The sequence below is a fragment of the Amycolatopsis eburnea genome, assembly GCF_003937945.1.
In the GTDB taxonomy this organism is placed as follows: domain Bacteria; phylum Actinomycetota; class Actinomycetes; order Mycobacteriales; family Pseudonocardiaceae; genus Amycolatopsis; species Amycolatopsis eburnea.
The window spans coordinates 100,418-127,064 of the sequence record NZ_RSEC01000036.1 but is presented as its reverse complement, the minus strand read 5'-3'; the positions used below and the strand labels follow the sequence as shown (position 1 = coordinate 127,064).

Annotated in this window: 27 protein-coding genes; 17 read left to right on the top strand and 10 right to left on the bottom strand. The window is 72.0% G+C overall.

Going from position 1 to position 26,647, the window contains the following annotated elements:
* Window positions 1–60 precede the first annotated feature (60 nt).
* The gene (locus EIY87_RS13085) at window positions 61–1,209 is read right to left on the bottom strand and encodes a sensor histidine kinase (protein ID WP_125307976.1); all 1,149 of its coding nucleotides are present in this window, start codon (window positions 1,207–1,209) and stop codon (window positions 61–63) included.
* Window positions 1,206–1,868 carry a response regulator transcription factor gene (locus EIY87_RS13080; RefSeq protein ID WP_125307975.1) on the bottom strand — a complete coding sequence of 221 codons (663 nt, stop codon included), beginning with the start codon at window positions 1,866–1,868 and terminating at the stop codon, window positions 1,206–1,208. Before EIY87_RS13080 ends, EIY87_RS13085 begins: the two co-directional genes overlap by 4 nt.
* A 113-nt stretch (window positions 1,869–1,981) precedes the next feature.
* Here EIY87_RS13080 and EIY87_RS13075 point away from each other — a divergent pair, with 113 nt between their 5' ends.
* From EIY87_RS13075 to EIY87_RS13050, 6 genes are all read left to right on the top strand, one after another.
* Complete coding sequence (locus EIY87_RS13075) at window positions 1,982–2,521, top strand: hypothetical protein (protein ID WP_125307974.1); 540 nt, start codon at window positions 1,982–1,984, stop codon at window positions 2,519–2,521.
* Window positions 2,518–3,612: a peptidoglycan-binding protein gene (locus EIY87_RS13070; RefSeq protein ID WP_125307973.1), complete on the top strand. Its 1,095-nt coding sequence runs from the start codon at window positions 2,518–2,520 to the stop codon at window positions 3,610–3,612. The genes EIY87_RS13075 and EIY87_RS13070 overlap by 4 nt, the downstream gene beginning before the upstream one ends.
* Window positions 3,609–4,295, top strand: a complete 687-nt coding sequence (locus EIY87_RS13065) for an ABC transporter ATP-binding protein (RefSeq protein ID WP_125307972.1) — start codon at window positions 3,609–3,611, stop codon at window positions 4,293–4,295. The genes EIY87_RS13070 and EIY87_RS13065 overlap by 4 nt, the downstream gene beginning before the upstream one ends.
* Window positions 4,292–5,497: an ABC transporter permease gene (locus EIY87_RS13060; RefSeq protein ID WP_125307971.1), complete on the top strand. Its 1,206-nt coding sequence runs from the start codon at window positions 4,292–4,294 to the stop codon at window positions 5,495–5,497. The genes EIY87_RS13065 and EIY87_RS13060 overlap by 4 nt, the downstream gene beginning before the upstream one ends.
* A gap of 260 nt (window positions 5,498–5,757) precedes the next feature.
* Entirely contained in the window at window positions 5,758–7,278 is a 1,521-nt protein-coding gene (locus tag EIY87_RS13055) for an amidohydrolase family protein (RefSeq protein WP_125307970.1), read from the top strand.
* A gap of 48 nt (window positions 7,279–7,326) precedes the next feature.
* On the top strand, window positions 7,327–8,541 hold the full coding sequence (locus EIY87_RS13050; protein ID WP_225439852.1) for a glycosyltransferase 87 family protein: 1,215 nt from the start codon (window positions 7,327–7,329) through the stop codon (window positions 8,539–8,541).
* Between the two features lie 4 nt (window positions 8,542–8,545).
* Here EIY87_RS13050 and serC read toward each other — a convergent pair whose 3' ends face one another.
* A complete protein-coding gene (gene serC, locus EIY87_RS13045; protein ID WP_125307969.1) occupies window positions 8,546–9,670 on the bottom strand; it encodes a phosphoserine transaminase in 1,125 nt (374 codons plus the stop codon).
* Window positions 9,671–9,738: 68 nt separating this feature from the next.
* On the opposite strand from serC, the gene EIY87_RS13040 reads away from it, so the two are divergent.
* Both EIY87_RS13040 and EIY87_RS13035 read left to right on the top strand, forming a co-directional pair.
* Window positions 9,739–10,434: a hypothetical protein gene (locus EIY87_RS13040; RefSeq protein WP_191984076.1), complete on the top strand. Its 696-nt coding sequence runs from the start codon at window positions 9,739–9,741 to the stop codon at window positions 10,432–10,434.
* Window positions 10,435–10,444: 10 nt separating this feature from the next.
* The gene (locus EIY87_RS13035; RefSeq protein ID WP_125307968.1) at window positions 10,445–10,762 is read left to right on the top strand and encodes a hypothetical protein; all 318 of its coding nucleotides are present in this window, start codon (window positions 10,445–10,447) and stop codon (window positions 10,760–10,762) included.
* Window positions 10,763–10,808: 46 nt separating this feature from the next.
* On the opposite strand, the gene EIY87_RS13030 is transcribed toward EIY87_RS13035, so the two are convergent.
* Genes EIY87_RS13030 through EIY87_RS13010 form a run of 5 tightly spaced genes read right to left on the bottom strand, consistent with a single transcriptional unit; the run spans window position 10,809 to window position 15,611 of the window.
* A complete protein-coding gene (locus EIY87_RS13030; RefSeq protein ID WP_125307967.1) occupies window positions 10,809–12,149 on the bottom strand; it encodes a serine hydrolase domain-containing protein in 1,341 nt (446 codons plus the stop codon).
* A gap of 45 nt (window positions 12,150–12,194) precedes the next feature.
* Window positions 12,195–12,815, bottom strand: coding sequence for a response regulator (locus EIY87_RS13025; RefSeq protein WP_125307966.1), 621 nt, complete (start codon window positions 12,813–12,815; stop codon window positions 12,195–12,197).
* The gene (locus EIY87_RS13020; protein WP_125309703.1) at window positions 12,812–13,969 is read right to left on the bottom strand and encodes a sensor histidine kinase; all 1,158 of its coding nucleotides are present in this window, start codon (window positions 13,967–13,969) and stop codon (window positions 12,812–12,814) included. The genes EIY87_RS13025 and EIY87_RS13020 overlap by 4 nt, the downstream gene beginning before the upstream one ends.
* Window positions 13,966–14,775: an ABC transporter permease gene (locus tag EIY87_RS13015; RefSeq protein WP_125307965.1), complete on the bottom strand. Its 810-nt coding sequence runs from the start codon at window positions 14,773–14,775 to the stop codon at window positions 13,966–13,968. Before EIY87_RS13015 ends, EIY87_RS13020 begins: the two co-directional genes overlap by 4 nt.
* Entirely contained in the window at window positions 14,772–15,611 is an 840-nt protein-coding gene (locus tag EIY87_RS13010; RefSeq protein ID WP_125307964.1) for an ABC transporter ATP-binding protein, read from the bottom strand. The genes EIY87_RS13015 and EIY87_RS13010 overlap by 4 nt, the downstream gene beginning before the upstream one ends.
* 229 nt (window positions 15,612–15,840) lie before the next feature.
* Between EIY87_RS13010 and EIY87_RS13005 the strand changes: the two genes are divergently transcribed.
* Window positions 15,841–17,535 (top strand): SDR family oxidoreductase, encoded by a 1,695-nt coding sequence (locus EIY87_RS13005; protein WP_125309701.1) that lies wholly within the window; start codon window positions 15,841–15,843, stop codon window positions 17,533–17,535.
* Between the two features lie 14 nt (window positions 17,536–17,549).
* Window positions 17,550–18,134, top strand: coding sequence for a TetR/AcrR family transcriptional regulator (locus EIY87_RS13000; RefSeq protein ID WP_125309699.1), 585 nt, complete (start codon window positions 17,550–17,552; stop codon window positions 18,132–18,134).
* A 52-nt stretch (window positions 18,135–18,186) separates the two neighbouring features.
* Here the strand turns inward: EIY87_RS13000 and EIY87_RS12995 are convergent, their stop codons facing one another.
* A complete protein-coding gene (locus tag EIY87_RS12995; protein WP_125307963.1) occupies window positions 18,187–19,335 on the bottom strand; it encodes a citrate synthase 2 in 1,149 nt (382 codons plus the stop codon).
* 289 nt (window positions 19,336–19,624) lie between these two features.
* Between EIY87_RS12995 and EIY87_RS12990 the strand changes: the two genes are divergently transcribed.
* From EIY87_RS12990 to EIY87_RS12960, 7 genes are all read left to right on the top strand, one after another.
* The gene (locus EIY87_RS12990) at window positions 19,625–19,927 is read left to right on the top strand and encodes an urease subunit gamma (RefSeq protein WP_125307962.1); all 303 of its coding nucleotides are present in this window, start codon (window positions 19,625–19,627) and stop codon (window positions 19,925–19,927) included.
* Between the two features lie 10 nt (window positions 19,928–19,937).
* Entirely contained in the window at window positions 19,938–20,243 is a 306-nt protein-coding gene (locus tag EIY87_RS12985) for an urease subunit beta (protein ID WP_125307961.1), read from the top strand.
* Between the two features lies 1 nt (window position 20,244).
* The gene (locus EIY87_RS12980) at window positions 20,245–21,960 is read left to right on the top strand and encodes an urease subunit alpha (protein ID WP_125307960.1); all 1,716 of its coding nucleotides are present in this window, start codon (window positions 20,245–20,247) and stop codon (window positions 21,958–21,960) included.
* Entirely contained in the window at window positions 21,960–22,631 is a 672-nt protein-coding gene (locus EIY87_RS12975; RefSeq protein ID WP_125307959.1) for an urease accessory protein UreF, read from the top strand. Before EIY87_RS12980 ends, EIY87_RS12975 begins: the two co-directional genes overlap by 1 nt.
* Window positions 22,621–23,307, top strand: a complete 687-nt coding sequence (gene ureG, locus EIY87_RS12970) for an urease accessory protein UreG (protein WP_125307958.1) — start codon at window positions 22,621–22,623, stop codon at window positions 23,305–23,307. The genes EIY87_RS12975 and ureG overlap by 11 nt, the downstream gene beginning before the upstream one ends.
* Complete coding sequence (locus tag EIY87_RS12965; RefSeq protein ID WP_125307957.1) at window positions 23,304–24,008, top strand: urease accessory protein UreD; 705 nt, start codon at window positions 23,304–23,306, stop codon at window positions 24,006–24,008. Before ureG ends, EIY87_RS12965 begins: the two co-directional genes overlap by 4 nt.
* Before the next feature lie 66 nt (window positions 24,009–24,074).
* Entirely contained in the window at window positions 24,075–24,785 is a 711-nt protein-coding gene (locus tag EIY87_RS12960) for a TetR/AcrR family transcriptional regulator (protein ID WP_125307956.1), read from the top strand.
* A 45-nt stretch (window positions 24,786–24,830) separates the two neighbouring features.
* Here the strand turns inward: EIY87_RS12960 and EIY87_RS12955 are convergent, their stop codons facing one another.
* Window positions 24,831–26,498: a purine-cytosine permease family protein gene (locus EIY87_RS12955; protein WP_125307955.1), complete on the bottom strand. Its 1,668-nt coding sequence runs from the start codon at window positions 26,496–26,498 to the stop codon at window positions 24,831–24,833.
* Between the last annotated feature and the right edge of the window lie 149 nt (window positions 26,499–26,647).

Here is a 26,647-nt window from a genome sequence, read left to right as displayed (position 1 = left end):
AGCTGGGGTGCCTGAACGTCTTGAATGACTCATTCACGTCGTCGGCAGCCCAGCGGTGGATCAGGACGGCGGCAGTCGGACCGTCACCGTCAGGCCGCCGCGCCGGCCGGGCTGGGCCTCGGCGAAACCGCCGTGGGCCTGGGCCACCGACCGCACGATCGACAGGCCCAGCCCCGCATTGCGCGTGTCGCCGGTCCGCTCCGAGCCCACCCGGCGGAACGGCTCGAACAACGTCGGCACCGCCTCGGGCGGTACCACCGGACCCGAATTCCGCACCTCCAGCGCCGGATCGCCACGGACTTCGACGTACACCCAGCCGCCCGAAGCGTTGTACGTGATCGCGTTGACCACCAGGTTGGTCACCAGCCGCTCCAGCAGGACCGGGTCGCCCGCCACCACCCGCGGCCGCAGGCGCGTCTCGACCGTCACCCCCGCCGACGACGCCTGAGCCGTCGTCGCCCGGACCACCGAAGCGACCACCTCGTCCAGCCGGACCGGGGTGCGCGCGTGCAGGCCGCGGTCGCTGCGCGCGAGGACCAGCAGACCCTCGATCATCCGTTCGCTGCGCTCGTTCGTGTGGAGCAGGTGCGTGCCGAGCTTCCGCAGCTCCGGCGTCACTTCCGGGTCGGCCATCGCCACTTCGATCAGCGTCCGTTGCACGGCCAGCGGCGTCCGCAGCTCGTGGGACGCGTTGGCGACGAACCGCTTCTGGCTGTCGAACGATTCCGCGAGCCGGTCGAGCATGCCGTCGAACGTGTCCGCCAGCTCCTTCAGCTCGTCGGGCGAGCCGTCCAGGTTGATGCGGCGGTCGAGCTTGCCCGCCTCCAGCCGCCGGGCCGTCGAGGTGATGTCGTGCAGCGGCCGCAGCGCGCGGCCGGCCATCAGCCAGCCGAACAGCACCGCCAGGCCGGCCGTCACCACCAGCGCGATCCCCGAGCCGACGAGCAACGTCGACAGCGTCGACGACCGGTAGTCCGCCAGCGAGCCGCTCAGCAGCCGGACCGCCACGCCCGACGACGGCAGGGCCGTGTCCGCCGGGACGCCGTAGGTCAGGTCCGCCGAGCCGATCGTCGTCGACGCGACCCGCGCCGGGTCCGGCAGCGTGCTCTGCACCAGCAGGTAGTTGATGACCACCAGGACCAGCCCGGCCAGCAGGAACAGCCCGCCGTACCAGGCGGTGAGCTTCGTCCGGACCGAAACGCCGTTCACGGGGTGCCGAACCGGTAGCCGGCGCCGGGCACGGTCTCGATCACCGGCGGGTCGCCGAGCTTGCGCCGCAACGTCATCACCGCGACGCGGACCGCGTTCGTGAACGGGTCCGCGTGCTCGTCCCACGCCTTTTCGAGCAGCTCCTCGGCGCTGACCACCGAGCCCTCCGCCCGCATCAGGACCTCGAGCACGGCGAACTCCTTCGGCGAGAGCAGCAGGAACCGGCCGTCGCGGGCGGCCTGGTGGCGGGGCAGGTCGAGGACGACGCCGTCGCGTTCCAGCACCGGCGGCAGCGCCGGCCGCGCGCGCCGCGACAGCGCCTGGACGCGGGCGACCAGCTCGGCGAACGCGAACGGCTTCGTCAGGTAGTCGTCGGCGCCGAGGCCCAGCCCGGCCACCCGGTCGGTGACGTCGGCGGCCGCGGTCAGCATCAGCACCCGCGCCTCGCCGCCCGCGCGGACCACCGCGGCGCAGACGTCGTCGCCGTGCACCTCCGGCAGGTCGCGGTCCAGCACCACGACGTCGTAGCCGTGCACGCCGACCCGCTCCAGGGCCTGCGCGCCGTCGTAGCACACGTCGACGGCCATGGAAAACCGCCGCAGCCCCTCCGCGACCGAGTCGGCCAGCAACCGCTCGTCCTCCACCACCAGCACGCGCACCCGCCCAGTCTGCGCAGGGAGGCCATAAGGACCGCATAAGCGACGTCGCTTAGCGCGCCCGAATCCCCCGATCCGTAGACCTGGGACCCGACCGGAACGAAAGGAGCGAGCCGATGCGGACACGGATCGTCGTCGCGGCGATCGGGGCGGCCCTGCTGCTCGCGGGCTGCGGCGGCCAGGGGGACGACGGGTCGAAGGTGGCTTCGATCTCGACACCCCCGAAGACGGGCGGGCCCACCGCCGCCGACAACAGCGGCAAGAGCGACGAAGACAAGATGCGCGAGTTCGCCAAGTGCATGCGCGAGCACGGCGTCGACATGCCCGACCCCAAGCCGGCCGGCGACGGCGGGGGCATGGCCATCACCCTCGGCGGGGACGGCGCCGACGTCTCGAAGATCGAAGCCGCGCAGAAGGCGTGCAAGCACCTCATGCCCAACGGCGGGGAGATGAAGCCGCCGAGCGCCGAGGAGCTCGACAAGATGCGCAAGGACGCCAAGTGCATGCGCGACCACGGCATCGACATGCCCGACCCGGACCCGAGCGGCAAGGGGACGATGCGCGTCGGCGGGCCGGGCGACGACCCGAAGAAGTTCGAAGAGGCCGCGAAGGCGTGCGGCATGGGCATGAGCGTGAAGGCGGCGCCGGCGAAATGAGTCACGTCACCGAACTCAAGCCGCGGCGCCGCGGCCGGACCCGCTGGTTCGTCGCGGCCGCGGTCCTCGTCGTCGTGCTGGGCACCGGCTCCGTCGTGATCCTGACGCGGGTGTCGAGCGCGACGCCGGTCAAGGAGGCCGCGCCGCCGCCGGTGGAGACCGCCGAGGTCGTCAAGACCGACCTCAGCGAGGAGGAGGAAGCCGACGGCACCCTCGGGTACGGCGACGAGGAGCCCGTCCAGGGCCGCAAGCCCGGCACGATCACGTCGCTGCCCGCGGCCGGCGCCAAGATCGGCCGCTGCCAGGCGGTGTACGGCGTGGACGCCAAGCCGGTGCCGCTGTTCTACGGCACGCTGCCGTTCTACCGCGACCTCGCCACCGGCGCCGACGACGGCGCCGACGTCAAGCAGCTGGAGGAGAACCTCAAGGCGTGCGGCTTCGGCGGGTTCGGCACGCCGGACAAGAAGTTCACGTCGGCGACGGCGGCCGCGCTCAAGAAGTGGCAGAAGTCCCTCGGGCTGGAGCAGACCGGCGCGTTCGGCCAGGGCGACGTCGTGCTCGCGGCGGGCGAGGTCCGGGTGTCGTCGCTCGCCGCCAAGCCCGGTGCGCCGGCGCAGGGCGAGGTGCTCAAGACGACCGGGACCGTGCGGTCGGTGCAGGTGAAGCTGGAGGCGGCCAAGCAGGACCTCGCCCAGCAGGGCGCGAAGGCGGCCGTGACGATCAACGGCAAGACGACGACGGGCACCATCACCGACGTCGGCCGCACCGCCGTCGAGGGCAAGGACGCGGCGGGCAACAACGACGGGAAGCCGACGATCACGGTCACCGTCCGGCTCGACGACCCGGCGGCGGGCGGCACGCTCGACTCCTCACCGGCGAGCGTCCGGTTCACCAAGGACGTCCACCAGGGCGTGCTCGCGGTCCCGGTCGGCGCACTGCTCGCGCTCGCCGAAGGCGGGTACGCGGTCGAGGTCGACGAGAACGGCAAGCGGCGGCTGGTGGCGGTCCAGACCGGACTGTTCAGCGGCGGCAAGGTCGAGGTCACCGGCGAGGGCTTGACCGCGGGCATGCGGGTGGTGACGACGTCGTGACACCCGTGCTGCGCGTGCACGACGTCACGCGCACCTACCCCGGCGGGGTCGCCGCGCTCGACGGCGTCTCGCTTTCGCTGGCGGACGGCGAAATGGTCGCGATCGTCGGGCCGTCCGGCTCCGGCAAGTCGACGCTGCTGCACCTGATGGGCACGCTCGACCGGCCGTCGTCGGGGCGGATCGAGCTGCACGGCCACGACGTCGCCGCGCTGCCGGACCGCAAGGTCTCCGCGTTGCGGTCGCGCTGGATCGGGTTCGTGTTCCAGCAGTTCTTCCTGGACGAGGGGATGAGTGCGGTGGACAACGTGTGCACCGGCCTGCTCTACGCCGGGGTCCCGCGACGGCGGCGGCGCGACCGGGCGCTGGCCGCGCTCGACCGCGTCAAGCTGGGGCACCGGGCGTGGCACCGGCCCGGCGAGCTGTCCGGCGGGGAGCGCCAGCGCGTCGCGATCGCGCGGGCGGTGGTCAACGAGCCGTCGATCCTGCTGGCCGACGAGCCGACCGGCAACCTCGACACCGGCACCGGCGCGTCCGTGCTGGCGCTGCTCGGCGAGCTGTCGGCGGAGGGCACCACGATCGTCGTGATCACCCACGACCGGGAGATCGCGGCCGGCATGCCACGCCGGATCGAGCTGCTCGACGGGCGGCTGCGGCTGGACACCGGGCTGGTGGGTGCGCGATGACGCTGGTGACCCTGCCGGAACCGGCCCGGCTCAAGCCGCCGGACGTCGTCGCGCTCGGCGCGCACGGCATGCGCACCCGGCCGGTGCGCGCGGTGCTTTCCGCGCTGGGCATCGCGATCGGCGTCGCGGCGATGGTCGCGGTGCTGGCGATCCCGGCGTCCGGCGCGCAGGCGCTGCACGACCGGCTGGCCGCGCTCGGCACGAACCTGCTCACCGCCGGGCCGGGGCAGACGCTGTTCGGCGACACCGCGACGCTGCCGGACGACGCCGTCCCGATGGCCAAGCGGATCGGGCCGGTGCAGGCGGTCAGCGGCACCGGGACGACGTCGGCGAACGTGCGGCGCAGCGACAAGATCGCGCCGAACGACTCGTCCGGCCTCGCGGTGTACGCGGCGCGGCCGGACCTGCTGGGCGTGCTGGGCGGCAAGGTCCGGGCCGGTGCCTTCCTGGCGGCTGGCAACCAGGACTACCCGGTGGTGGTGCTCGGCTCGCAGGCCGCGGCCCGGCTCGGTGTCGACCACATCGACCCGGCCCGCCCGCCGCAGGTGCTGATCGGGACGCAGTGGTTCACCGTGGCGGGGATCCTCGCGCCGATGCCGCTCGCGCCGGAGATCGAGCGGTCGGCACTGGTCGGCTGGGACGTCGCCGAGCGGCTGCTCGGCTTCGACGGCCATCCGTCCACTGTGTACGTCCGGGCCGAGGAGTCCCAAGTGGACAGTGTGCGCTCGGTGCTGGCGGCGACGCTGAACCCGCAGGCACCCAACGAGGTCGAGGTGCGCCGCCCGTCGGACGCCCTCGCCGCGCAGAAGCTGACGGACACCACATACAGCGCGCTGTTCCTCGGCCTCGGCGGGGTCGCGCTGCTCGTCGGCGGTGTCGGGGTGGCGAACACGATGGTGATCTCGGTGCTGGAACGGCGGCGCGAGATCGGCCTGCGGCGGGCGCTCGGCGCGACGAAGCGGCAGGTGCGCGGGCAGTTCCTGGCCGAGTCGGTGCTGCTGTCGGGGCTGGGGGGTCTCGCGGGGGTGCTGGCCGGGGTGCTGGTGACCGCGGGGTACGCGCTGAGCCAGGGGTGGCCGGCGGTGCTCCCGGCCGGGGCGCTGGCGGGCGGGGTGGGGGTCGCGGCCCTGGTGGGGGCGGTCGCGGGGGCCTACCCGGCGGTGCGGGCGGCCCGGCTGCCACCGACGCAGGCACTGGCCTGAGCCGGTCCTGCCCGGGCGCCACTCGTCACGACCGGCGCCGCAGGGATGTCATGAAAGGGTCGTTCACCTCGCCAGACGACATGAACGACCCTTTCATGACATCGCGGATGGCCGGATCAAGACACCCCGGGGCCGCGACACGGAATGGCCGGTGGCGGGTTACACCTTCCCCGACATTCAGCACGTTGGAAGATCTCCCACCCGATCGTCCCGCGTTGAATGGGCACCCGGGATGGGTGATCGAAGGGGTGGTGGGCCTGGTGCGAGTCGAGGCGAACCGGCGGGATTTCCTGCGGTGGCTGGCTACGGCGGGCGTCGGGCTGGCCGCCGCCGGGATCGCGCCCGCGGTGTTCGCGCAGGAGGCCGCCGCGGCCGGGAGCGATGTCGTGGTCGTGACCGGGGTGACCGTCGTCGACGGCACCGACGGGCCGGCCCGGCCGAACTCCGCGGTCGTGCTGGTCGGGGAGCGGATCGCCTGGGTCGGGCCCGCCACCGACGTGCCGCTTCGCGGGACAGCGCGGGTGATCGACGGCCGCGGCCGGTTCCTCGTGCCCGGGCTCTGGGACATGCACACGCACGGCATCGAGATGGAAGACGTGTGGCCGCCGCTGTTCCTCGCCAACGGCGTCACCGGGATCCGGGAGATGCAGGGCTACGACGAGAACCGCGCCACCCGCGACAAGATCGTCCGCGGTGAGTTGCTCGGCCCGCGGGTCGTGCTGGCCAGCGCGATCATCGACGGCCCGGTGTCCCTGCTCGGCCCGCCGATCACGCAGGTCGCGAACGCCGAAGAGGCGCGGGCGGCGGTCCGGACCGCCGCGGCACAGGGCTCGGACTTCGTCAAGGTGTACTTCTACCTGCCCCGCGAGTGCTTCACCGCGATCGCCGACGAGTGCGACCGCCTCGGCCTCACCTTCGCCGGCCACTGGCCGTACCGGATGGGGCAGCTGGAAGCCGCTCGCCACGGGCAGCGCAGCTTCGAGCACTCCTTCGGGCTGCCGATCGCGACCTCGAGCCGCCGCGACGAGTTCCTCGCCCGCCTCGACGCGACGCCGTTCGACCCGGCGGCACCGCGCGACTTCTTCAACCTCGCCCGCGAACTCGACCGGCAGGCCGCCCAGGCCTACGACCCGGCCACGGCCGCGCGCCACTTCGCCGGGCTCAACGCCGTCGGCAGCCGGTTGACCCCGACGTTCGCGGTCAACCGCGTCATCTCCAAGCCCGCCGACGCCTACGAGCACGACGAGCGGCTCAAGTACATCTCCCAGGACATCCGCGACTACTGGGCCGACCGGCTCCGGCTGTTCACGCCGGTGACGCCCGAGCAGGTCGCCCAGCAGGAGGCCTACTTCCACGCGCAGCTGCGGCTCACCGGCGAGGCGCACCGGGCCGGCGTCGGCATCCTCGGCGGGACCGACTGCCAGAACCCGTACGTCTTCCCCGGCTTCAGCCTGCACGACGAGCTGGAGTTCCTGGTCGAGGCCGGGCTGACCCCGAAGCGGGCGTTGCAGACCGTGACCCGCGACGCGGCCGCGTTCCTGGGCCGGGCGGACACCGTGGGGACGATCGGCGCCGGCAAGGCCGCCGACCTGGTGCTGCTGGACGCCGACCCGCTCGCCGACATCGGCGCGGTCCGGCGGATCGACACCGTCGTCACCGCGGGCCGCGTGCTCGACCGGGCCACGCGGGCCCGGATGCTCGCCGACGCCGAAGCCGCGGCGAGCCGTCCGCCCGCGGCGAAGGCCAGGTCAGTGCGCTTGCCGGTGCGCGGCTGCTGCTGAGCGCCCGGTAATCTCGGCCGGTCGAGGACCTGGTTCGAGGGGGACGCGGTGGCTGGGCGGAAACTGGCGGCGGTGCTCGGGGCACTCGAAATCGCCGCGATCGTGCTGGTCCTCGTCCTGAAGCGGTTCGACGGCCTCGACCTGGAGGTCTACCTGGGCGGCGCCAAGGCGCTGGCCGCGCAGGGTTCGCCGTACGACGCCTGGGTGCCGACCACGCACCAGATCCTGCTGCCGTTCACGTACACGCCGTTCGCCGCGGCGGTGTTCCTGCCCGGCACACTGCTGCCGTTCGCCGTGACGATGAAGCTGGTCAGCATCGCGTCGATCCTCGCGACCGGGGTCGTCGCCTACCTCTACGTCGCGACGCTCAACGGCTCGCTCACCGACCCCTCGAAGGTCACCGGCCGCGTGGTGGCCGCGCTGGTCGCGATCGGCGCGCAGCTGGCCGGCGCCCTGCTGGAGCCGGTGCGCTCGACGCTCGGGTTCGGGCAGATCAACGCCCTGCTCATGGTGCTGGTGGTGCTCGACGTCCTGCTGCCCGGCGAGCGGAGGCGCACCAAGGGCCTGCTGATCGGCATCGCGGCGGCGATCAAGCTGACCCCCGCCGTCTTCGTCGTCTACTTCCTGTTCCGCCGCGACTTCAAGTCGGCCGCGCGGGTCGTCGTCGGCTTCCTGGCGGCCGGCGCGCTGCTGTGGCTGGTCCGGCCGTCGGCGTCCTTCACGTACTGGACGAAGCTCGTCTTCGACGCGGGCCGCATCGGTGGCGTCGACTACGTCGGCAACCAGTCGCTGCACGGCCTGACCGTGCGCGCCGGCCTGCCGGAGTGCGTGTGGGTGCTGGCCGCGGTGGCCGTGATGGCCCTGGTCGCGGTGATCATCGTGCGTGCCGCCGAGCCGGTGCTCGGGCTCACCGCCTGTGCGCTCGGCGGGCTGCTGGTCTCGCCGATCTCGTGGACCCACCACTGGACGTGGTGCGTGCCGATCCTCGTCCTCGCCGGGTGGTACGCGTGGCGCTTCGACCGGGCGGTCCGGTGGGTGGCGGCCGCGGTCGTCGTCGCGGGAGTGGCGTTGTTCATCGTCGGCCCGATGTGGTTCGCCCCGCGCCCGGCGCCTTCTCCCGGCTGGTGGCTGGCGACGGAGTCCTACGAACTGTTCGGCCTGCTCCTGCTGGCCCTCGCTGCCGTCGCCGCACCCCGCCTGAAAGCCGTGAAGGCCTCCTTACCGGTCGAAAACGCCGGTAAGGAGGCCTTCACGGACGTCTGAGGGGTCAGGACAGGCGCTCGACCACGTACTCGATGCTCTGCGTGAGCTTCGTGATGTCGTCCGGGTCGATGGCCGGGAACAGGCCGACGCGCAGCTGGTTGCGGCCCAGCTTGCGGTACGGCTCGGTGTCGACGATCCCGTTGGCGCGCAGCACCTTCGCCACCGCGGCGGCGTCGACGTCGTCGCTGAAGTCGACCGTGCCGACGACCTGCGAGCGCAGGTCCGGGTCCTTCACGAACGGCGTGGTGTAGCTCGTCTTCTCGGCCCATTCGTACAGCCGCGACGACGAGTCCTTCGTGCGCGAGGTCGTCCACTCGAGGCCGCCCTGGCCGTTCATCCACTCGATCTGCTCGGCGAGCAGGAACAGCGTGGCCACGGCCGGGGTGTTGTACGTCTGGTCCTTGCGCGAGTTGTCCAGCGCTGTGGTCAGCGACAGGAACTCGGGGATCCAGCGGTCGCTCCCGCCGATCTCGCCGATGCGCTCGACGGCGGCCGGGGAGGCCAGCGCGATCCAGAGCCCGCCGTCCGCGGCGAACGACTTCTGCGGCGCGAAGTAGTAGACGTCGAAGTCCTCGGCCTTGACCGGGAGACCGCCGGCGCCGGAGGTGGCGTCGATGGCGACCAGGGCGCCGTCCGATCCCTCGGGGCGGCGGACCGGCACCGCGACACCGGTGGACGTCTCGTTGTGCGCCCAGCCGACCAGGTCCGCACCGGCTTCGTAGGCGATGTCCGGCGCGCTGCCCGGCTCGGCCTTGACGACGATCGGGTCGGCCAGGAACGGCGCGCCCTTCGTCACGGTGGCGAACTTCGAGGAGAACTCGCCGTAGGTGAAGTGCTGCGCGCGCTCGCGGACGAGGCCGAAGGCGGCCGCGTCCCAGAACGCCGTGGTGCCGCCGTTGCCGAGGATCACCTCGTAGCCCTCGGGCAGCGAGAACAGCTCGGACAGGCCGGCCCGGACGCGCCCGACGAGGGACTTGACCGGCTTCTGCCGGTGCGACGTGCCGAGGTAGGTGGAGCCGGACTCCGCCAGTGCGCTCAGCTGCTCGGCGCGGACCTTCGACGGTCCGCAGCCGAAGCGGCCGTCGGCCGGCTTGAGGTCTGCGGGGATGGTCAACTCAGCGTCGGTCATGTGGCCAGTCTCTCAGGTCGGGATCGGGCTGCTAACAGAGGTGGTCAGGTGTCCGACATGTGGAATCGATGAAGCCTCGTTGGTACTTTTTCGCCTGGTTCGCGGTGGTGGCCGCGGTGCACCTCCTCGTCGAGGGCTGGACCGACACCACCGCCATCGGGCTGCCCGTCGGCTTCGCCGCGACCCTGGTGCTGGTCTTCGTCCCCCGGCTGCCGTGGTGGGCGACCGGCGAGGAGCGCCCGGATCGCGTCCGGCGCGTCCGGGTTCGCAAGCGGTCCTGGGTGCCGGTGCGGCTGCTGGCCCGGACTCTGACGGCGTGGACGGCCGGTGTCCTCGCCGTGGCGGGCGAGGTGGCGGCCATCGTGTTCGACGGCGGCTGGCTGCCGTGGCTGGTGCCGGTCCCGAGCCTGCTGGTCGTGCTCGGCCTGGTGGGGTGGCGCTCGGACCTCGCCGAAGTCGCGCGCTGCCTGAAGAGCGATCGCTGGACGCCGGTCGCGGCCGCGGCGTTCGACGTGCGGCCCGGCGAGCCGGTCGACGGCTGGGCGGTGCTGCCCGGCGACGTGCGGATCAAGTTCCACCTGCCCGCGGCGCCGCCCGACGTCGCCGCCGAACTGGCGGGCCGCCGCCGGCTGTGGCTGGCCGGGTGGCCTTCGGAGGACTTCGTCGTCGGCCTTCCGGACGGCGACGGTTACGCCGTCGGCCAGGTCGGGGTCCACCGCGGTGGGGGTAAAAACGCCGTTACCGCAGAGCGCGCGACACGGTAGTTTGCCCGTCATGACGACTGTGCAGCAGAGCTTCCCGGTGCCGCCCCAGGTGCTGTGGAACGCGCTCCCCGCCGGGGTCACGGCGATCGGCGGGCAGGGCCCGTTCTACGACGCCCAGCGCGGTTACGTCACCTGCCGCACCGGGATGACGTTCTTCAGCTGGGGCCAGGTCGTCACCGCGATGGTCTCGCCGGCGGCGCCGGGCGCCACGCTCACCATCCAGACCCAGCTGAAGTTCGGGTTGTTCGACTGGGGCGAGGGCAAGCGCATCGCCACCCGGTTCGCCGCCGCCGTCGCGTACGCGGCGGGCGCCCCCGCGCTGACCTGAGGGCCCCGCTCACCACCACGCTGGGGGTGTGAGCGGGGCCCGGTCCTCAGCGCCAGTTCTCGACGCCGCCCGGGATCGGCGCGGCCGGGTCGTACGGCGTGCGGGTGAAGACGAACGTCGCGAGGTCGAGGTGGGTGGCCACACCGTCGGCGTCGCGGCCGATTTCGAGCGTCTCGCCGGAGTAGTAGCCGTCGAGACCGACGTAGGTGTCCTTGCCGGTCGCGCGGAAGCGCGAGCTGCGCCCGGCACCCTCGACCGGTGCCAGCAGGAGCTGCCCCTCGCCCTGGACCCGCAGGTGGTACGGCGTCGGGCCCCAGTGCCAGAGCCCGGTCAGCGCCAGCAGTTCCGGGTCGACGGCGGTGGGTTCCCACTCGGCGGGGAGGCGGGGCTCCAGCTCGTCGGTCGTCGTGATGAGGTCCAGGCAGAGCTGGGTGATGCCGACCCCGGACGTCGAGTTGGTGAGCACCAGCGCGCCGGTCTGCGCGGCCGGGTCGACCAGCGTGACGGCGAGGAAGCCGGGCATCGAGCCGGTGTGCCCGGCCAGCCGGCGGCCGCCGTAGCGCACGAGCATCAGGCCGAGGCCGAAGCCGGTCGTCCACACGTCGGTGTCGTCGACGGTGATCACGGTCCGCATTTCTTCGATGGTCTCCGGGGACAGGACCCCGCCGCCGTAGCCGCCGAGGAACGCCGTCCAGCGGCCGAGGTCCTTCGCCGTCGACCACAGCTGACCGGCGGGGGCCATCGCGCCGGCGTCCGGGCTCGGCTCGGGCAGGAGGACGTCGGCGAAGGGGTGCACGGCGAAGCCCTCGGCGTGCGCGCCGGTCGGGTGCGGGGTGGTGCGGGTCATCCCGAGCGGGCCGAGGACCTCTTCGTCCAGCACGGAGAGCCAGCCCTTGCCGCGGTGGCGCGCGACGAGCTCGCCGAGCACGCCGTAGCCGACGTTCGAGTAGTGGAACTTCGCGCCCGGCCGGTGCTTGGTCGCGCCCTCGGCGAGGCTGCCGACGAGCGCCTCCCAGTCGGCGCCCGGGGTCCGCTCCCACCACAGGCCCGGCGATTCGGACGTCAGGCCGGAGGTGTGCGACAGCAGCTGGGCCACGGTGGCGGCCCCGAACGGCGTGCCGGGGACGTGCTTTTCGAGCGGGTCGTTGAGGTCGAGCAGGCCCTCGTCGCGCAGCCGCATGACGGCGGTGGCGACGAGGGTCTTGGTGATCGAGCCCAGCCGGTACTGGGTGTCGGTCCCGGGCCGCGTGTCCCCGACCCGCCCCCGCCCGCCGGACCAGACGATCTCACCGTCCCGTACCACAGCGGCGACCAGCGACGGCGCCCGGCAGGCGGCCTGCTCGTGGGCGATCCGGCGGAGCAGGGCGTGTTCGGTCGACTCAAGCATGGGGGCATTCTGCCGCGCGGAGGCGGGAGAAGCAGGTCCCGGGGTTCAGCCGAGCAGGTTCCGGGACATCGCCGTCGTCACCGCGGCCGTCCGGTCGGACACGCCGAGCTTGCCGAACACCCGCAGCAGGTGCGTCTTCACCGTCGCCTCGCTGATGTGCAGCGCGCGGCCGATGTCCGCGTTCGTCCCGCCCTTCGCGACCAGCCGCAGCACCTCCACCTCGCGCGCCGAAAGCGGTTGCGGCTCCGGGTTGCGCACCCGGTTCACCAGCTTGCCCGCCACGGACGGCGCCAGCACCGTCTCGCCGCGCGCTGCCGCGCGGATCGCGTTCGCCAGTTCCATGCGGGACGCGTCCTTCAGCAGGTAGCCGGACGCGCCGGCCTCGACCGCGCGCAGGATGTCGGCGTCCGTTTCGTACGTCGTGAGCACGACGACCCGGCGCGTGGGCCGGTCGCGCAGGATCCGCTTGGTGGCGCCGACGCCGTCGAGGCCGGGCATGCGCAGGTCCATCAGCACGACGTCGGGTTCGGCGATGCGGTCGAGCGCGACCGCCTCGTCGCCGGAGCCCGCTTCGCCGACCACCGTCAGGTCGGGTTCGGCTTCGAGCATGCCGCGGAGGCCTTCGCGGACGACCGGGTGGTCGTCGACCAGCAGGACGCGGATCAAGCGGGCACCTCCAAGGTGAGTTCGGTGCCGCTGGGGCCACTCCGGACGCTCAGTCTGCCACCGACCTGCTCCGCCCGGGACCGCATGCCCCGCAACCCGAACCCGTCGGCGCGGTCGGGGTCGAAGCCGGCGCCGTCGTCGCGGACGGACAGCCGGACGGCATCGTCCACAACGGACAGCGTGACCGAAACCGCCGACGCGGCCGCGTGCCGGCGGACGTTGTTGAGCGCTTCCTGCGCGCCCCGCAGCAGGACGACTTCGCCTGCCATCGGCAACGCGGGCAGCGGACCGTCCACTTCGTACCGGACGGCGAGGCCCGCCTCGTCCGCCAGCCGGTTCGCCTGCCGCCGGACGGCGTCGACGAGCGAGCCCGAGGTGAGGTCGGCCGGGGCCAGCGCGGCGACCATCCCGCGGGCCTCGGTGAGGTTGTCGCGCGCGGTGCGGGCGGCCAGCTCCGCGTGCCGCCGCGCCGCGGCCGGGTCGGTGTCCACTTCGGACTCGATGGCCTGGGCGAGGGTGACGATGCTGGTGAAGCCCTGCGCGAGGGTGTCGTGGATTTCCCGCGCCAGGCGTTCGCGTTCGGCCGCCGTGCCCGCTTCCCGGGAGAGGCGCGCGACTTCGGCCTGGCTCGCCTCGAGCCGCGCGATCAGGTCCGCCCGCGCCCGGCTTTCCTCGATGACGTGCAGGATGAACTTGCCGGACAGGATCCCGAAGACGATCAGGATCGCGGTCATCGGCAGCAGGATGTGCAGCGTCGGCCCCCGCAGCCCGTCGTTGACGACCGCCGACGCGGGGCTCAGCAGGATGGCCACCGTGGTGAACGCCGCGGCCGGGCGGAACTCGAGCGTCGAGAACAGCAGCGGGCACACCATGAACAGGATGAAGCTGGTCGTCGTGTTGGCGAACATCGCGACCGCGACCAGCGCCAGGACCACGACGGCGAGCGTCCACCGCTGCGGGAGGTGGCCGTCGTCGCGGACCACCCCGCGGCCCCACAGCAGGTACGTCAGCGCGAGCGCGGTGAGCGCCCCGACCGCGACGGTGGTGCGCAGCGGATCGGTTTCGTCCAGCACCACCAGCACCGTCGTGGCCAGGTACGCCACCGCGAAGAGGATCTCCCAGAGCCAGTTGAACCGGTCCCAGGCGTCCTTCACCTCGCGTCGGTCCACCGGAACGTCAGCCGCGCCAGCACCGCGCCCACCACGCACCAGATCCCCAGCACCAGCGCCACCCGCGGCAGCTCCCATGACCCAGCCATCTCCATCCGCACCGCGGCGTCCGGCAGGAACACCGACCGGAAGCCCTGGCAAATCCACTTCAAGGGGAAGAACGACGCGATGTCCACCATAACTTTCGGGAGGTTGGTGATCGGCGAAACGAACACCCCCGAGATGAACTGCAGCACCAGGTACAGCATCTGCACGACGGCGACCGCGCCGTTGGTGGACTTGGCGAGCGAGCTGATCGCGATCCCCAGGAGGGTGCAGGAGACGATGCCGAGCGCGAACACCCACAGCAGCGTCAGCCACTTCTCCGGCGCGGTGGGCAGCTTCAGCCCGAACAACAGCACGGCGACCCCGGCCATCAGCACGGTCTGCGCCAGGCTGGACACCGCGACCAGCACCATCTTGCCGATGAAGTAGGACGACGACGGCATCGGCGTGCCGCGAAGGCGTTTGAGCGCCCCGGTTTCCCGGTCGGCGGAGACACCGGTCGCGATGCTGTTGAACGACGTCGAGACGATGCCGGAGCCGATCATCCCGGCGGCCAGCAGCTGCCCGGACGTGACGCCTTCGAGGGCGGTCGGACCGTCCAGGATGGACCCGAGCAGGATCATCAGGACCGCGGGCAGCGAGAAGGTGAAGACCACCTGTTCCTTGTGCCGGAAGAACTGCCGCAGCTCGGTGCCGCCGCGGGCGAGGCCGAGCGACAGCGGGCCGGGTAGAGCGAGCGTGGTCATGCCTTGTCTCCGATCAGGTCCAGGTAGATGTCCTCCAGGCTCGGCCGCGTCACGGTCAGCCCGGCGAGCTCCCTACCCCCAGCGGAGAGCTCGGTGACGAGCTTGGTCGGGTACGCGGTGCGCTCGACGTGCGCACCGCGCTCGTCGGTCCACCGCACGGTGGCCTCGGCGGCGGCGCGGCCACCCAGGTTCTGCGGGGTGTCCTGCGCGACGATCTCGCCGCGCGCGATCACCGCGACGCGGTCGGCCAGCGCCTCGGCCTCGTCGAGGTAGTGGGTGGTGAGCAGGATGGTGGTGCCTTCGGCGGCGAGGTCGCCGATGAGCGTCCAGAACTGCCGCCGCGCCTCGGGGTCGAAGCCGGTGGTCGGCTCGTCGAGGAAGAGCAGCTCGGGCCGTCCGACGATGCCGAGCGCGACGTCGACGCGGCGCCGCTGCCCGCCGGAGAGCGACTTGACCCGGGCGCCGGCCTTCGCGGTGAGCCCGACCTTGTCGATGACCTCGTCGGGGTCGCGCGGGCCGGGGTAGTACTTCGCGAAGTGCCGCACGGTCTCCGCGACGCTCAGCTCGGCGGCGTCGTTCGCGGTCTGCAGGACGATGCCGATGCGCGAGCGCCAGGCGCGGCCGGCCTTGCCGGGGTCCGCCCCGAGCACGGTGACCTCGCCGGCGGTGCGCTGCCGGTGGCCTTCCAGGATTTCGACGGTCGTGGTCTTCCCGGCGCCGTTCGGGCCGAGCAGGGAGAACACCTCGCCCGGGGCGATGTCCAGGTCCAGCCCGGCCACGGCCAGGTGACCGGGGTACTGCTTGCGCAGGCCGCGCACGCTCACTGCTGTGGTCATGGCTCCAGCGTGGTCGACCGGGGGCTTGATCGGGAGCAACGCCCAGCTGAATCCGGCTGTCCACCGTTCGGTGGACACGGTCGTCCACCGCCGCCGCTTGGTTCCACGGGAAACCACGAAAACGCTGTCATACAAGCAAAAACCTGAACTTCCCGGCACGCGTAACCGCCGCGCGGGTGAACACGACTGTTGACAGGTTGTCTAACATGACAGGATGTCTCACAAGTGGGTGACCGCCAGCGACGGTGTCCGCCTCTCCGTCCACGTCGACGGCCGGGAAGACGGGCCCACGGTCGTGCTCGTGCACGGCTACCCGGACAACAGCTCGATGTGGGGCGGGGTGGCCGCCGAGCTGACGGCGAAGCACCGCGTCGTCACCTACGACGTGCGCGGGGCCGGGCAGTCGGACAAGCCGTCGGGACGCTCGTCCTACCGGCTGGACCAGCTGGCCGACGACCTGCGCGTGGTCGTCGAGGCGGTGCAGCCGGCTGGGAAGGTGCACCTGGTCGCCCACGACTGGGGCTCGATCCAGACGTGGCACGCCGTCACCGGCGACGGCCTGCGCGGCCGGGTCGCCTCCTACACGTCGATCTCGGGCCCGAGCCTCGACCACGCGGGCGCCTGGTTCCGCGCGCAGCTCACGCGCCCGACGCCGAAGCGCCTCAAGAACGCGCTGAGCCAGTTCCTGCACTCGTGGTACATCCTCGCGTTCCAGTTCCCGCTGATCCCGGACGTGCTGTGGCGCACCGGCCTGCTGGGCAAGCAGATCCAGCGCATGGAGCCCGACGCGGCACCGCCGGACAAGTCCGACGGCCTGCACGGGCTCCAGCTCTACCGCGCCAACATGTTCACCCGGCTCTCGCGGCCCGCGCCGAAGCCCGCCGACGTCCCGGTGCAGGTGCTCGCCCCGACCGGCGACGCCTACGTCACGACGCCGCTGCAGACCGAGGTCACCCGCTGGGTGCCGGACCTGCGGATCCGCCGGGTCGTCGGGACGCACTGGGTCACCCGCGCCAAGCCCGCGGTGGTCGCGCGCGCCGCCGCCGAGCTGGTCGAGTACGCCGAGACCGGCGCCGAAAGCCGGGGCCTGCGCCGGGCGCGCGCCGGCGCCGGGAGGTTCGCGCACAAGCTGGTCGTCGTCACCGGCGCCGGCAGCGGCATCGGGCGGGCCACCGCGCTCGCGTTCGCCGCCGAGGGCGCCGACGTCGTCATCACCGACATCGACCCCGCGGCGGCCGCGGAAACCCTGAAGCTGCTGGAAGACCACGGCGTCGCCGAGTACACAGTGGACTCTTCGGACGGCGATGCCGTGCACCGCTTCGCCCGTGAGGTCCGCAAAAACCACGGCGTCCCGGACATCGTGGTCAACAACGCCGGCATCGGGATGTCCGGCCCGTTCCTCGACACGTCCGTCGAGGACTGGGAGCGCGTCATCGACGTCAACCTCTGGGGCGTGATCCACGGCTGCCGCGCGTTCGCGCCGATGCTCGCCGAACGCGGGGAAGGCGGCCAGATCGTCAACCTCGCGTCGGCCGCGGCCTACCTGCCGTCGAAGATCCTGACCGCGTACGCCACGACGAAGTCCGCCGTGCTGACGTTGAGCGTCTGCCTGCGGGCCGAGCTGGCCGAGCACCACATCGGCGTCACGGCGGTGTGCCCGGGCATCGTGAAGACCAACATCACCAACACGACGACGTTCGTCGGGGTGTCCGAAGAGGAGCAACGCCGGCGGCAGAAGGAGAGCTCGAAGCTCTACGCCCGGCGCGGGTTCGGGCCCGAGGGGGTCGCGCGCGACATCCTGCGCGCAGTGGAGAAGGACACGGCGATCGCACCGTCCACTCCGGAGGCGAAAGCCGCGCTGGTCCTTTCGCGACTGACGCCCGGGCTGCTGCGCGCGGCGGCGAAGCTGGACCTGACGCCGTGAGCCGCCCGCGGCGGATGTCGCCGCAGGCCCGCCGCGACGACCTGATCCAGGCCGCGCTCGACCTGTTCGGCTCGCGGGCGCCGGAACTGGTCACGGTGGACGACATCGTCGCGCGCGCCGAGGTGTCGCGGCCGCTGTTCTACCGGTACTTCCCGAACCTGCGCGAGCTGCAGGTGCAGGCCCTGCGCACGGTCACCGACGGCCTCATCGACGGCTTGGCCGGTCTCGAGGAGGGCCCGCCCGAAACCCGGCTCCGGGCGGCCGTCCGCGGCCTGATCGACGTCGCCGACCACTACCGCGCCGGGTACATCGCGTTGCTGCGCAGCGGGTCGGTGATCGCGACGTCGGACACGGACGCGGCGATCGACGAGGTCCGCAACCGCGCGGTGGCCCTGATCCTGGACGCCCTCGCCGTCACGGACCCGTCCCCCCTGCTCTCCCTGACCCTGCGCTGCTGGACGGCGGTCGTCGAAGGCGCCCTGTTGTCCTGGCTCCAGGAGCGCACGATCCCGCGCGAGCACCTGGACACATGGCTGGTCGACCAGCTCACAGCCATGCTCGCCGCCACCGCCGCCCACGACTCCGTCCCAAGTCCGTGAAGGCCTCCTTACCGGTCGTAAAAGCCGGTAAGGAGGCCTTCACGGACTGCGGTCAGTGCTTGGTGACCAGTTCCCAGCCCTCGACGTCTTCGGGGGTGCGGGGCGCCGGGCCGACGTACTTGGCCGACGGGCGCACCAGGCGTCCGGTGCGCTTCTGCTCCAGGATGTGCGCGGCCCAGCCGGCGGTGCGGGCCGAGCTGAACATCGCGGGCATCATGTGCGGCGGGACCTGGGCGAAGTCCAGGATCACGGCGGCCCAGAACTCGACGTTGGTCTCGATCGGGTGATCCGGACGCCGCTCGCGCAGCTCCTTCAGCGCCGCCTGCTCCAGCGCGGCGGCCGCCTCGTACCGGCTCGCGCCCAGCTCCTGGCACGTGCGGCGCAGCACGCGCGCCCGCGGGTCCTCCGCGCGGTAGACGCGGTGGCCGAAGCCCATCAGGCGTTCCTTGCGGTCGAGGATGCCCTTGACCAGGCCCGCCGGGTCGCCGGAGCGTTCGACCTCTTCGATCATCGGCAGCACGCGCGCCGGAGCGCCGCCGTGCAGCGGGCCCGACATCGCGCCGATCGCGCCCGACATGGCCGCCGCGACGTCCGCGCCGGTGGAGGCGATGACGCGGGCGGTGAAGGTCGACGCGTTGAGGCCGTGCTCGGCGGCCGACACCCAGTACGCGTCCAGCGCCTTGACGTGCGCCGGGTCCGGCTCGCCGCGCCAGCGGATCAGGAACCGCTCGGTGATCGAGTGGGCCTCGTCGACGCGCGCTTGCGGCACCGCGGGCTGGCCGATGCCCCGCGCCGACTGGGCGACGTAGGACAGCGCCATCACCGACGCGCGGGCCAGCTGCTCGCGGGCCTCTTCGTCGGTGATGTCGAGCAGCGGGCGGTAGCCCCAGATCGGCGCGAGCATGGCCAGCGCGGCCTGGACGTCCACCCGGACGTCGCCGGTGTGCACCGGCAGCGGGAAGGGCTCGGCGGGCGGCAGGCCGTGCCCGAACCGGCCGTCCACGAGGAGGCCCCAGACGTCACCGAAGGTCACCTTGCCGGCGAGGTCCTCGATGTCGACGCCGCGGTAGCGCAGCGCACCGCCGTCCCGGTCGGGTTCGGCGATTTCGGTGTGGAAGGCGACGACGCCCTCCAGACCCGGTCGGAAGCCGTCGTCGGGTTGGCCGGACGGCTGTGGCTTGCTGATCGTGGAGGTAGTCACTGTTTCGCGGAACCTTTCGGTGCGCTTTTTTCCCCGTCTTGGTGGTGGTGCACGCGCGGACGGAAATGCGCACGGAACGCGCGCGCCATCGCACGGATGGATAGACCTTGCTCCCTCGATCGCCACGGGGCAATCGAAAGAAGCGGTGGTTTCGGTCACGATTACGAGAACGATTCAGTCACCGAGGCCGCCCGGCGGGAGAATTTTCACCACTCAGTGTGACGAAGCCCAGGTTAAAGGTATGTTTCCGAACCAGGCGCGGCCCCGGTCCGGGTGATAGACCTAGCGGATGCACCTCAGTCCGCAGGAGCGCGACAAGCTGCTCATCCACGTGGCGGCGGACGTCGCGCGGAAGCGGCTGGACCGCGGCGTCCGGCTCAACTACCCCGAGGCGGTCGCGCTGATCACCGACCACGTCCTCGAAGGGGCCCGCGACGGGCGCACGGTGAGTGAGCTGGTCGCGAGCGGCCGGAGCGTGCTCTCGCGGGCGCAGGTGCTGGACGGCGTGCCCGAAATGGTCGACTCCGTGCAGGTCGAAGCCACGTTCCCGGACGGCACCAAGCTCGTCACCGTGCATGACCCGATCGTGTGAAGGCGGACCGATGCACCCAGGCGAGATCATCCCCGGCGCCGAGCCGGTCGAGCTGAACCCCGGCCGCCCGCGCGTGCGGCTGCTCGTCCGCAACCTCGGCGACCGGCCGGTCCAGGTCGGTTCGCACTACCACTTCGCGGCGGTGAACCCCGGCCTCGAATTCGACCGCGACGCCGCCCGCGGCCACCGGCTCGACGTCCCGGCCGGCACGTCGGTGCGGTTCGAACCCGGCGTCGAACGGGAAGTCGATCTCGTCCCGCTCGCCGGCGCGCGTCGCGTTCCGGGCTTGCGGTCCGAATTCTCGGGGGAGTTCTGAAATGCCGCAGATCGACCGCGAGCGCTACGCCGAGCTGTTCGGCCCGACCACCGGCGACCGGATCCGGCTCGCCGACACCGACCTCCTGATCGAGGTCACCGAGGACCGCTCGATGGGGGCCGGCGGCTCCGGCGACGAGGTGCTCTTCGGCGGTGGCAAGGTCATCCGCGAGTCGATGGGCCAGGGCACGGCGACCCGCGCCGAGGGTGCCCCGGACCTGGTCATCACCGGCGCGGTGATCCTCGACCACTGGGGTGTCGTCAAGGCCGACGTCGGCGTCCGCGACGGCCGGATCGTCGGCATCGGCAAGGCGGGCAACCCGGACACGATGGACGGCGTCGACCCGGCCCTGGTCATCGGGCCGTCGACCGAGGTGCTGTCCGGCAACGGCAAGATCCTCACCGCGGGCGGCATCGACTGCCACGTCCACTTCATCTGCCCGCAGCTGGTCGACACGGCGCTGGCCGCCGGGCTGACCACCCTGGTCGGCGGTGGGACCGGGCCCAACGAGGGCACGAAGGCCACCACCGTCACGCCCGGCGCGTGGAACCTGGGCCGGATGCTGTCCGCCATGGACGGTTACCCGATCAACGTCCTGTTGCTGGGCAAGGGGAACACCGTCCGGCACGACGCCCTGCGCGAGCAGCTCGCGGCCGGCGCGGGCGGCTTCAAGCTGCACGAGGACTGGGGCACGACGCCCGCCGCCATCGACGCCTGCCTGACCGTGGCCGACGAAGCCGGTGTCCAGGTGGCGATCCACACCGACACACTGAACGAGGCCGGCTTCCTGGAGTCCACAGTGGACGCCATCGGCGGGCGCTCGATCAACGCCTACCACACCGAAGGCGCCGGTGGCGGGCACGCGCCGGACATCGTCGAGGTCGTCTCGCTGCCGAACGTGCTGCCGTCCTCGACCAACCCGACCCGGCCGCACACGGCCAACACGCTCGACGAGCACCTCGACATGCTGGTCGTCTGCCACCACCTCAACCCGTCGGTGCCCGAGGACCTCGCCTTCGCCGAGAGCCGGATCCGGCCGACCACGATCGCGGCCGAGGACGTCCTGCACGACCTGGGCGCCATCTCGATGATGAGCTCGGACTCGCAGGCGATGGGCCGGATCGGCGAGGTGATCATCCGGACCTGGCAGACCGCGCACGTGATGAAGCGCCGCCGCGGCGCGCTGCCCGGCGACGGCGCGGCCGACAACCTTCGCGCCCGTCGCTACGTCGCCAAGTACACGATCAACCCGGCCATCGCGCACGGCATGGAGACCGAGATCGGCTCGGTCGAGGTCGGCAAGCTCGCCGATCTCGTGCTGTGGGAGCCCAAGTTCTTCGGCGTCCGCCCGCACGTGGTGCTCAAGGGCGGGTTCCCGGCGTGGGCGGCGATGGGCGACGCGAACGCGTCCATCCCGACGCCGCAGCCGGTCCTGGCCCGCCCGATGTTCGGCGCTTCGATCGGGGCGGCGCTGAGCCTGCACTTCGTCGCACCGTCCGCTTTGGACAGCGGGCTGCGCGAGACGTTCGGCATCACGCGGCCACTGGTCGCTGTGTCCAACATGCGCGCGCGGACGAAGGCGGACATGGTGCTCAACGACGCCACGCCGGACGTCCGCGTCGAGCCGGACAGCTTCGCCGTGCACGTCGACGGCGAGCTGATCGAGCCGCAGCCGGTCACGGAACTGCCGATGGCGCAACGGTACTTCCTCTTCTGATGGACCTCTCGGCACTGATCCTCGCGGACTCCCGCTTCCCCGGCGGCGGGCACGTCCACAGCGGCGGGCTGGAGGAGGTCGTCGCCCGGCGGCTCGTGACGTCCGTGCGCGACCTGCCCGGGTTCCTGTCCGGACGGTTGCGGACGGCGGGCTTCCTCGCCGCCGTTTTCGCCGCCGCTTCGGCGCACACGGCCGTCGACGGCGGCGATTGGTCGCTTTTGGACAGTGAGCTGGACGCGCGCACCCCGTCGCTCGCGCAGCGTGATGCGTCCCGGGCTCAGGGGCGCGGTACCGCACGGGCCGGGCGGATCGCGTGGCCGTCGCCGGTGCTCGACGCGCTGCTGGCCGCGACCCCGCGGCCGCACCACCCGGTGGTGCTCGGCGCGCTGGTCGGGGTCGCGGGCGGTTCGCCGTACGACGCCGCGATGGCGGCCGCGTACCTGGCGGTGAGCGGGCCGGCGAGCGCCGCGGTGCGGCTGCTGGGGCTGGATCCCTTCGCCGTCAACGCCGTCGTGGCGCGGCTGGACCTCGCTTCGGTTTGTGCGGAAGCGGCGGCGGTGGCGGGGGACGACCCGGCGTCGCTGCCCTCGCCGGGCTCGCCCGCGTTGGATTTGTTCGCCGAGGCGCACGCCCGGCACCACCAGGAAGAGGTGCGTCTCTTTGCCAGCTGAACACGGTCACGGCCACTTCCACGAGGTCAACTTCGACCCGACGGCCGCCGAACCCGATCACTACGACGCGGCACCGACGGCCGGGCGCGCGTACCGGATCGGCATCGGCGGCCCGGTCGGCTCCGGCAAGACGGCGCTGACCGCTGCCCTGTGCCGGGCGTTGGGTGACGAGATCGACCTCGCCGTCGTCACGAACGACATCTACACGACCGAGGACGCGGACTTCCTGCGCCGCGCGGGCGTTCTCGACCCGGCACGGATCGAGGCGGTCCAAACGGGAGCGTGCCCGCACACGGCGATCCGCGACGACATCACCGCGAACCTGGACGCGGTCGAGCGCCTGGAGGAGAAGTTCCCCGGCCTGGACCTGGTGATCATCGAGAGCGGCGGCGACAACCTGACGGCGGTGTTCAGCCGCGGGCTGGCCGACAGCCAGATCTTCGTGGTGGACGTCGCGGGCGGCGACAAGGTGCCGCGCAAGGGCGGCCCCGGTGTCACGACGGCGGACCTGCTGGTGATCAACAAGATCGACATCGCGCACCTGGTGAACGCGGACATGGCGGTGATGACGTCGGACGCGCACCGGATGCGGGGCGACCTGCCGGTCATCGCGCAGTCCCTGGTGGACACCCCGGACGCACCCGAGGTCGCGGCCTGGGTCCGTTCCCTGCTGTGAAAGCCCACGCCCGGTTGACGGCGTGCTTCGACGGCTCGCGGACGGTGCTGCGCGAGCTGCGTTCGATGGCGCCGTTGACGTTGTTCCCCCGCCGAGGCCGCGGGCCGGGGGCGGTGGTCCACCTGGTCAACTCGGCCACGGCCCCGCTGGGCGGTGACGACCTGCTGCTCACCGTCCACGTGGGACCGGGCGCCTCCCTCCGGTTGTCCGGCGTGGCGGCGACCCTCGCCTTGCCGGGCCTGCACGGCGAGCCATCGCTGTCCACTGTGGACGTCGTCGTGGAACCGGGTGGCTCGCTGGAGTACCTGCCGGAGCCGACGGTGGTCACGTCCCGGGCCCGGCACACGGCGGTCTTCCGCGGGGAGCTGGCCGCGGACGCGTACCTGCACACGCGGGAGGTGCTGGTGCTGGGCCGCGCGGGCGAGGCGCCGGGGTCCTTGACGACGTCGCAGTCGGTGACCCGGGGTGGGGTTCCGGTGCTGCGCCAGACGCTTGCGGTCGGTTCGGCGCTGGACCGGAGCCTGGCGGTGCTCGCGGGCCGCCGGGTGCTGGCGACGGACCTGGTGGTCGGCGGCCCGGAGCTGCCGGCCGAATCGGGTGAGTGGTGGTCCCGCACGCCGCTCGCCGCGGGCGGCACCCTGACGACGTCCTTGGCCCCCGACGCGGTGACTGCGTTGAGCGTGTTCCGAGCCTTGTGGTAACAAAAATTTTCACAAAGTAGCCGAACCGGTAGGATCTGGCAATCCCTCAGGAGGAGGAGTCAACCGGTGGCTCGCACGTACGGCGGCGTCGCACCCGAGCAACGCCGCGCCGACCGCCGGGAGCGGCTGCTCACGGCCGGTCTCGAGCTGTTCACCTCCACCGGCTTCCGGCACACCAAGATCACCGAGGTGTGCGGCCGCGCCGGGGTTTCGACGCGGAACTTCTACGAGGAGTTCACCGGCAAGGAGGACGTGCTCCGCATCCTCCACGACCGGATCAACACCCTCGCGCTCGAACACGTCACCGCCGCGCTCGACGAGGTCGCCGACGCCGACGCCGTGACCCGCATCGCGACGCTGCTCGACGTCTTCATCGACACGGTCACCGTCGACCCCCGGCTGCCGCGGCTCAACTACGTCGAAGCGGTCGGGGTCAGCGCGGAGCTGGAGGAGCAGCACCAGGTCTGGGTCGACCGCTGGGCGACCTTCATCGAGACGGAAGCGCGGCGCGCGGCCGAGCACGGCGCCGCGCCCGACCGCGACTACCGGCTGACGGCGATCGCGCTGGTCGGCGCGGCCACCGGCCTGCTGCGCGCGTGGCAGGCGCACGAGCCGCCGCTGCCGGTCGAAGACGTCGGCGCCGAGCTGCGCGCGCTGATGCTGGCCGCCATCACGCGGCCGGAAAAGATCTCGGAACTCCGGGGCAACCCCGGCGCCGCCCCGGACGTGAAGGAGTCGAGCCGGGAGGGGGACCAGGGGGGAAACCGGCCAACGTAGAGGCCCGTCACCTGCCGCGGACGCAGGTGACGGGCCTCTACGGATTTACGGCGTCCGGACCGTCGGCAGGCCCAGCGAAACCGGGCCGGTCGACTGGCAGACGTCGTGGCACGTGTTGTCGAGCGTGCAGCACAGCGAGCAGATCGGGCCGTCCTGCTTCGCGCAGTCCGCGACGTCCGGCAGTTCGTACGGGTCGCCGCAGGCCGAGCAGGTGTGCGTCGCGCGCGGGTCGGCCTCCGCCGTCATGACGGTGTTCTCCCGCGCCAGGTAGTACTTCCCCTTCGTCGCGACGGCGAGCACCGGCACCAGCACGACGGCGATGACCAGCGCGAGCAGCGGGCTGAACGCGGCCAGGAACGGCCCGAACGCGCCGAAGTACGCCACGATCGACACCGCCGACGCGACCAGCATCGAGCCGAACCCGACCGGGTTGATCTTGTGCAGGTAGGCCCGCTTGAACTCGATGTAGCGCGGCGAGAGCCCGAGCGGCTTCGCGATCACCAGGTCCGCGCACACCGCGCCGATCCACGCGATCGCGACGTTCGAGTAGAAGCCGAGGATCTTGTTCAGGAAGCCGAACGCGCCGAACTCCATCAGCGCGAGCGCGATCCCGCAGTTGACCAGCACGTACCAGGCGCGGCCGGGGTGCTTGTGCAGCACGCGGGAGAAGAAGTTCGCGAACGACAGCGAGCCCGAGTACGCGTTCGTCGTGTTGATCTTGATCTGCGAGACGACGACGAACAGCGCGGCGAACGTCAGCGCCACCGGGCCGAGCGCCGGCTTCACCGCTTCGAGGTACGGCGCGATCGGCTCGAGCGCGTGCGTCTTCCCGACGACGCCGAGCGCGAGGAACGCCAGCAGCGCCCCGCCGATCTGCTTCGCGGCGCCGAGGATCACCCAGCCGGGGCCGGCGGCGAGCACCGCGGCCCACCACGACCGCTTGTTCTCGGCCGTCTTTTCGGGCATGAACCGCAGGTAGTCGGCCTGTTCGCCGATCTGCCCGATCAGCGACAGCGCGACACCCATGCCGAAGCCGAACCCGATCGCGGAGAACCCGGCGCCGGCGCCTTCGGTGCCCGCGAAGTGCGTGAACTCGGCGAACTTGCCCGGCTCGCGGACCAGCACGACGACGAACGGCAGCACCAGGCCGGCGATCCACAGCGGCTGCGTCCAGGTCTGCATCTTCGCGACCGCGCCCATGCCGTAGAGCGCGAACGGCAGCACGATCAGCGTGGCGAGCAGGTAGCCGACCGGCAGCGGGATGCCGAGGGCCAGCTCGAAGGCCTGACCCATGATCGAGCCCTCGAGCGAGAAGAAGATGACGGTGAAGCTCGCGTAGACGAGCGACGTCAGCGTCGACCCGAAGTAGCCGAAGCCGGCCCCGCGGGTCAGCAGGTCCATGTCCACTCCGGACTTCGCGCAGGCGGCCGCAATGGGCACGCCGGTCACGAAGATGACGACCGCCGCGGCGAGGATCGCGAGGACGCCGGACGTGAAGCCGTAGGAAAGGACGATGCTGGCGCCGATCGCGAAATCGGCGAGGTAGGCGATGCCGCCCAGCGCCGTCGTCGCGACCACGAACGGTGACCATTTCCGGAACGAATGAGCGGCGAAGCGCAGTGAGTAGTCCTCGCGGTTTTCGTTGGCCGCGAGCGGGGCGTAGCGGCGTTTCGGCGGGGCGCTTTCTTCGGCGCTGGACAGGGTGTCGGTCATGCCTGCCTCCGGGGTGGTGGGGAACGGGCCGAAGGTAGGTGCGTCCTGTATCGATCCTGGTCCGGCGGGTAACGCGGGGGTTACGGCTTGTTGTCCTGCGGTTACGGGCCGGTGGCGGCGACGTGGTGGCGGGTGTCACCGTTCAGTGG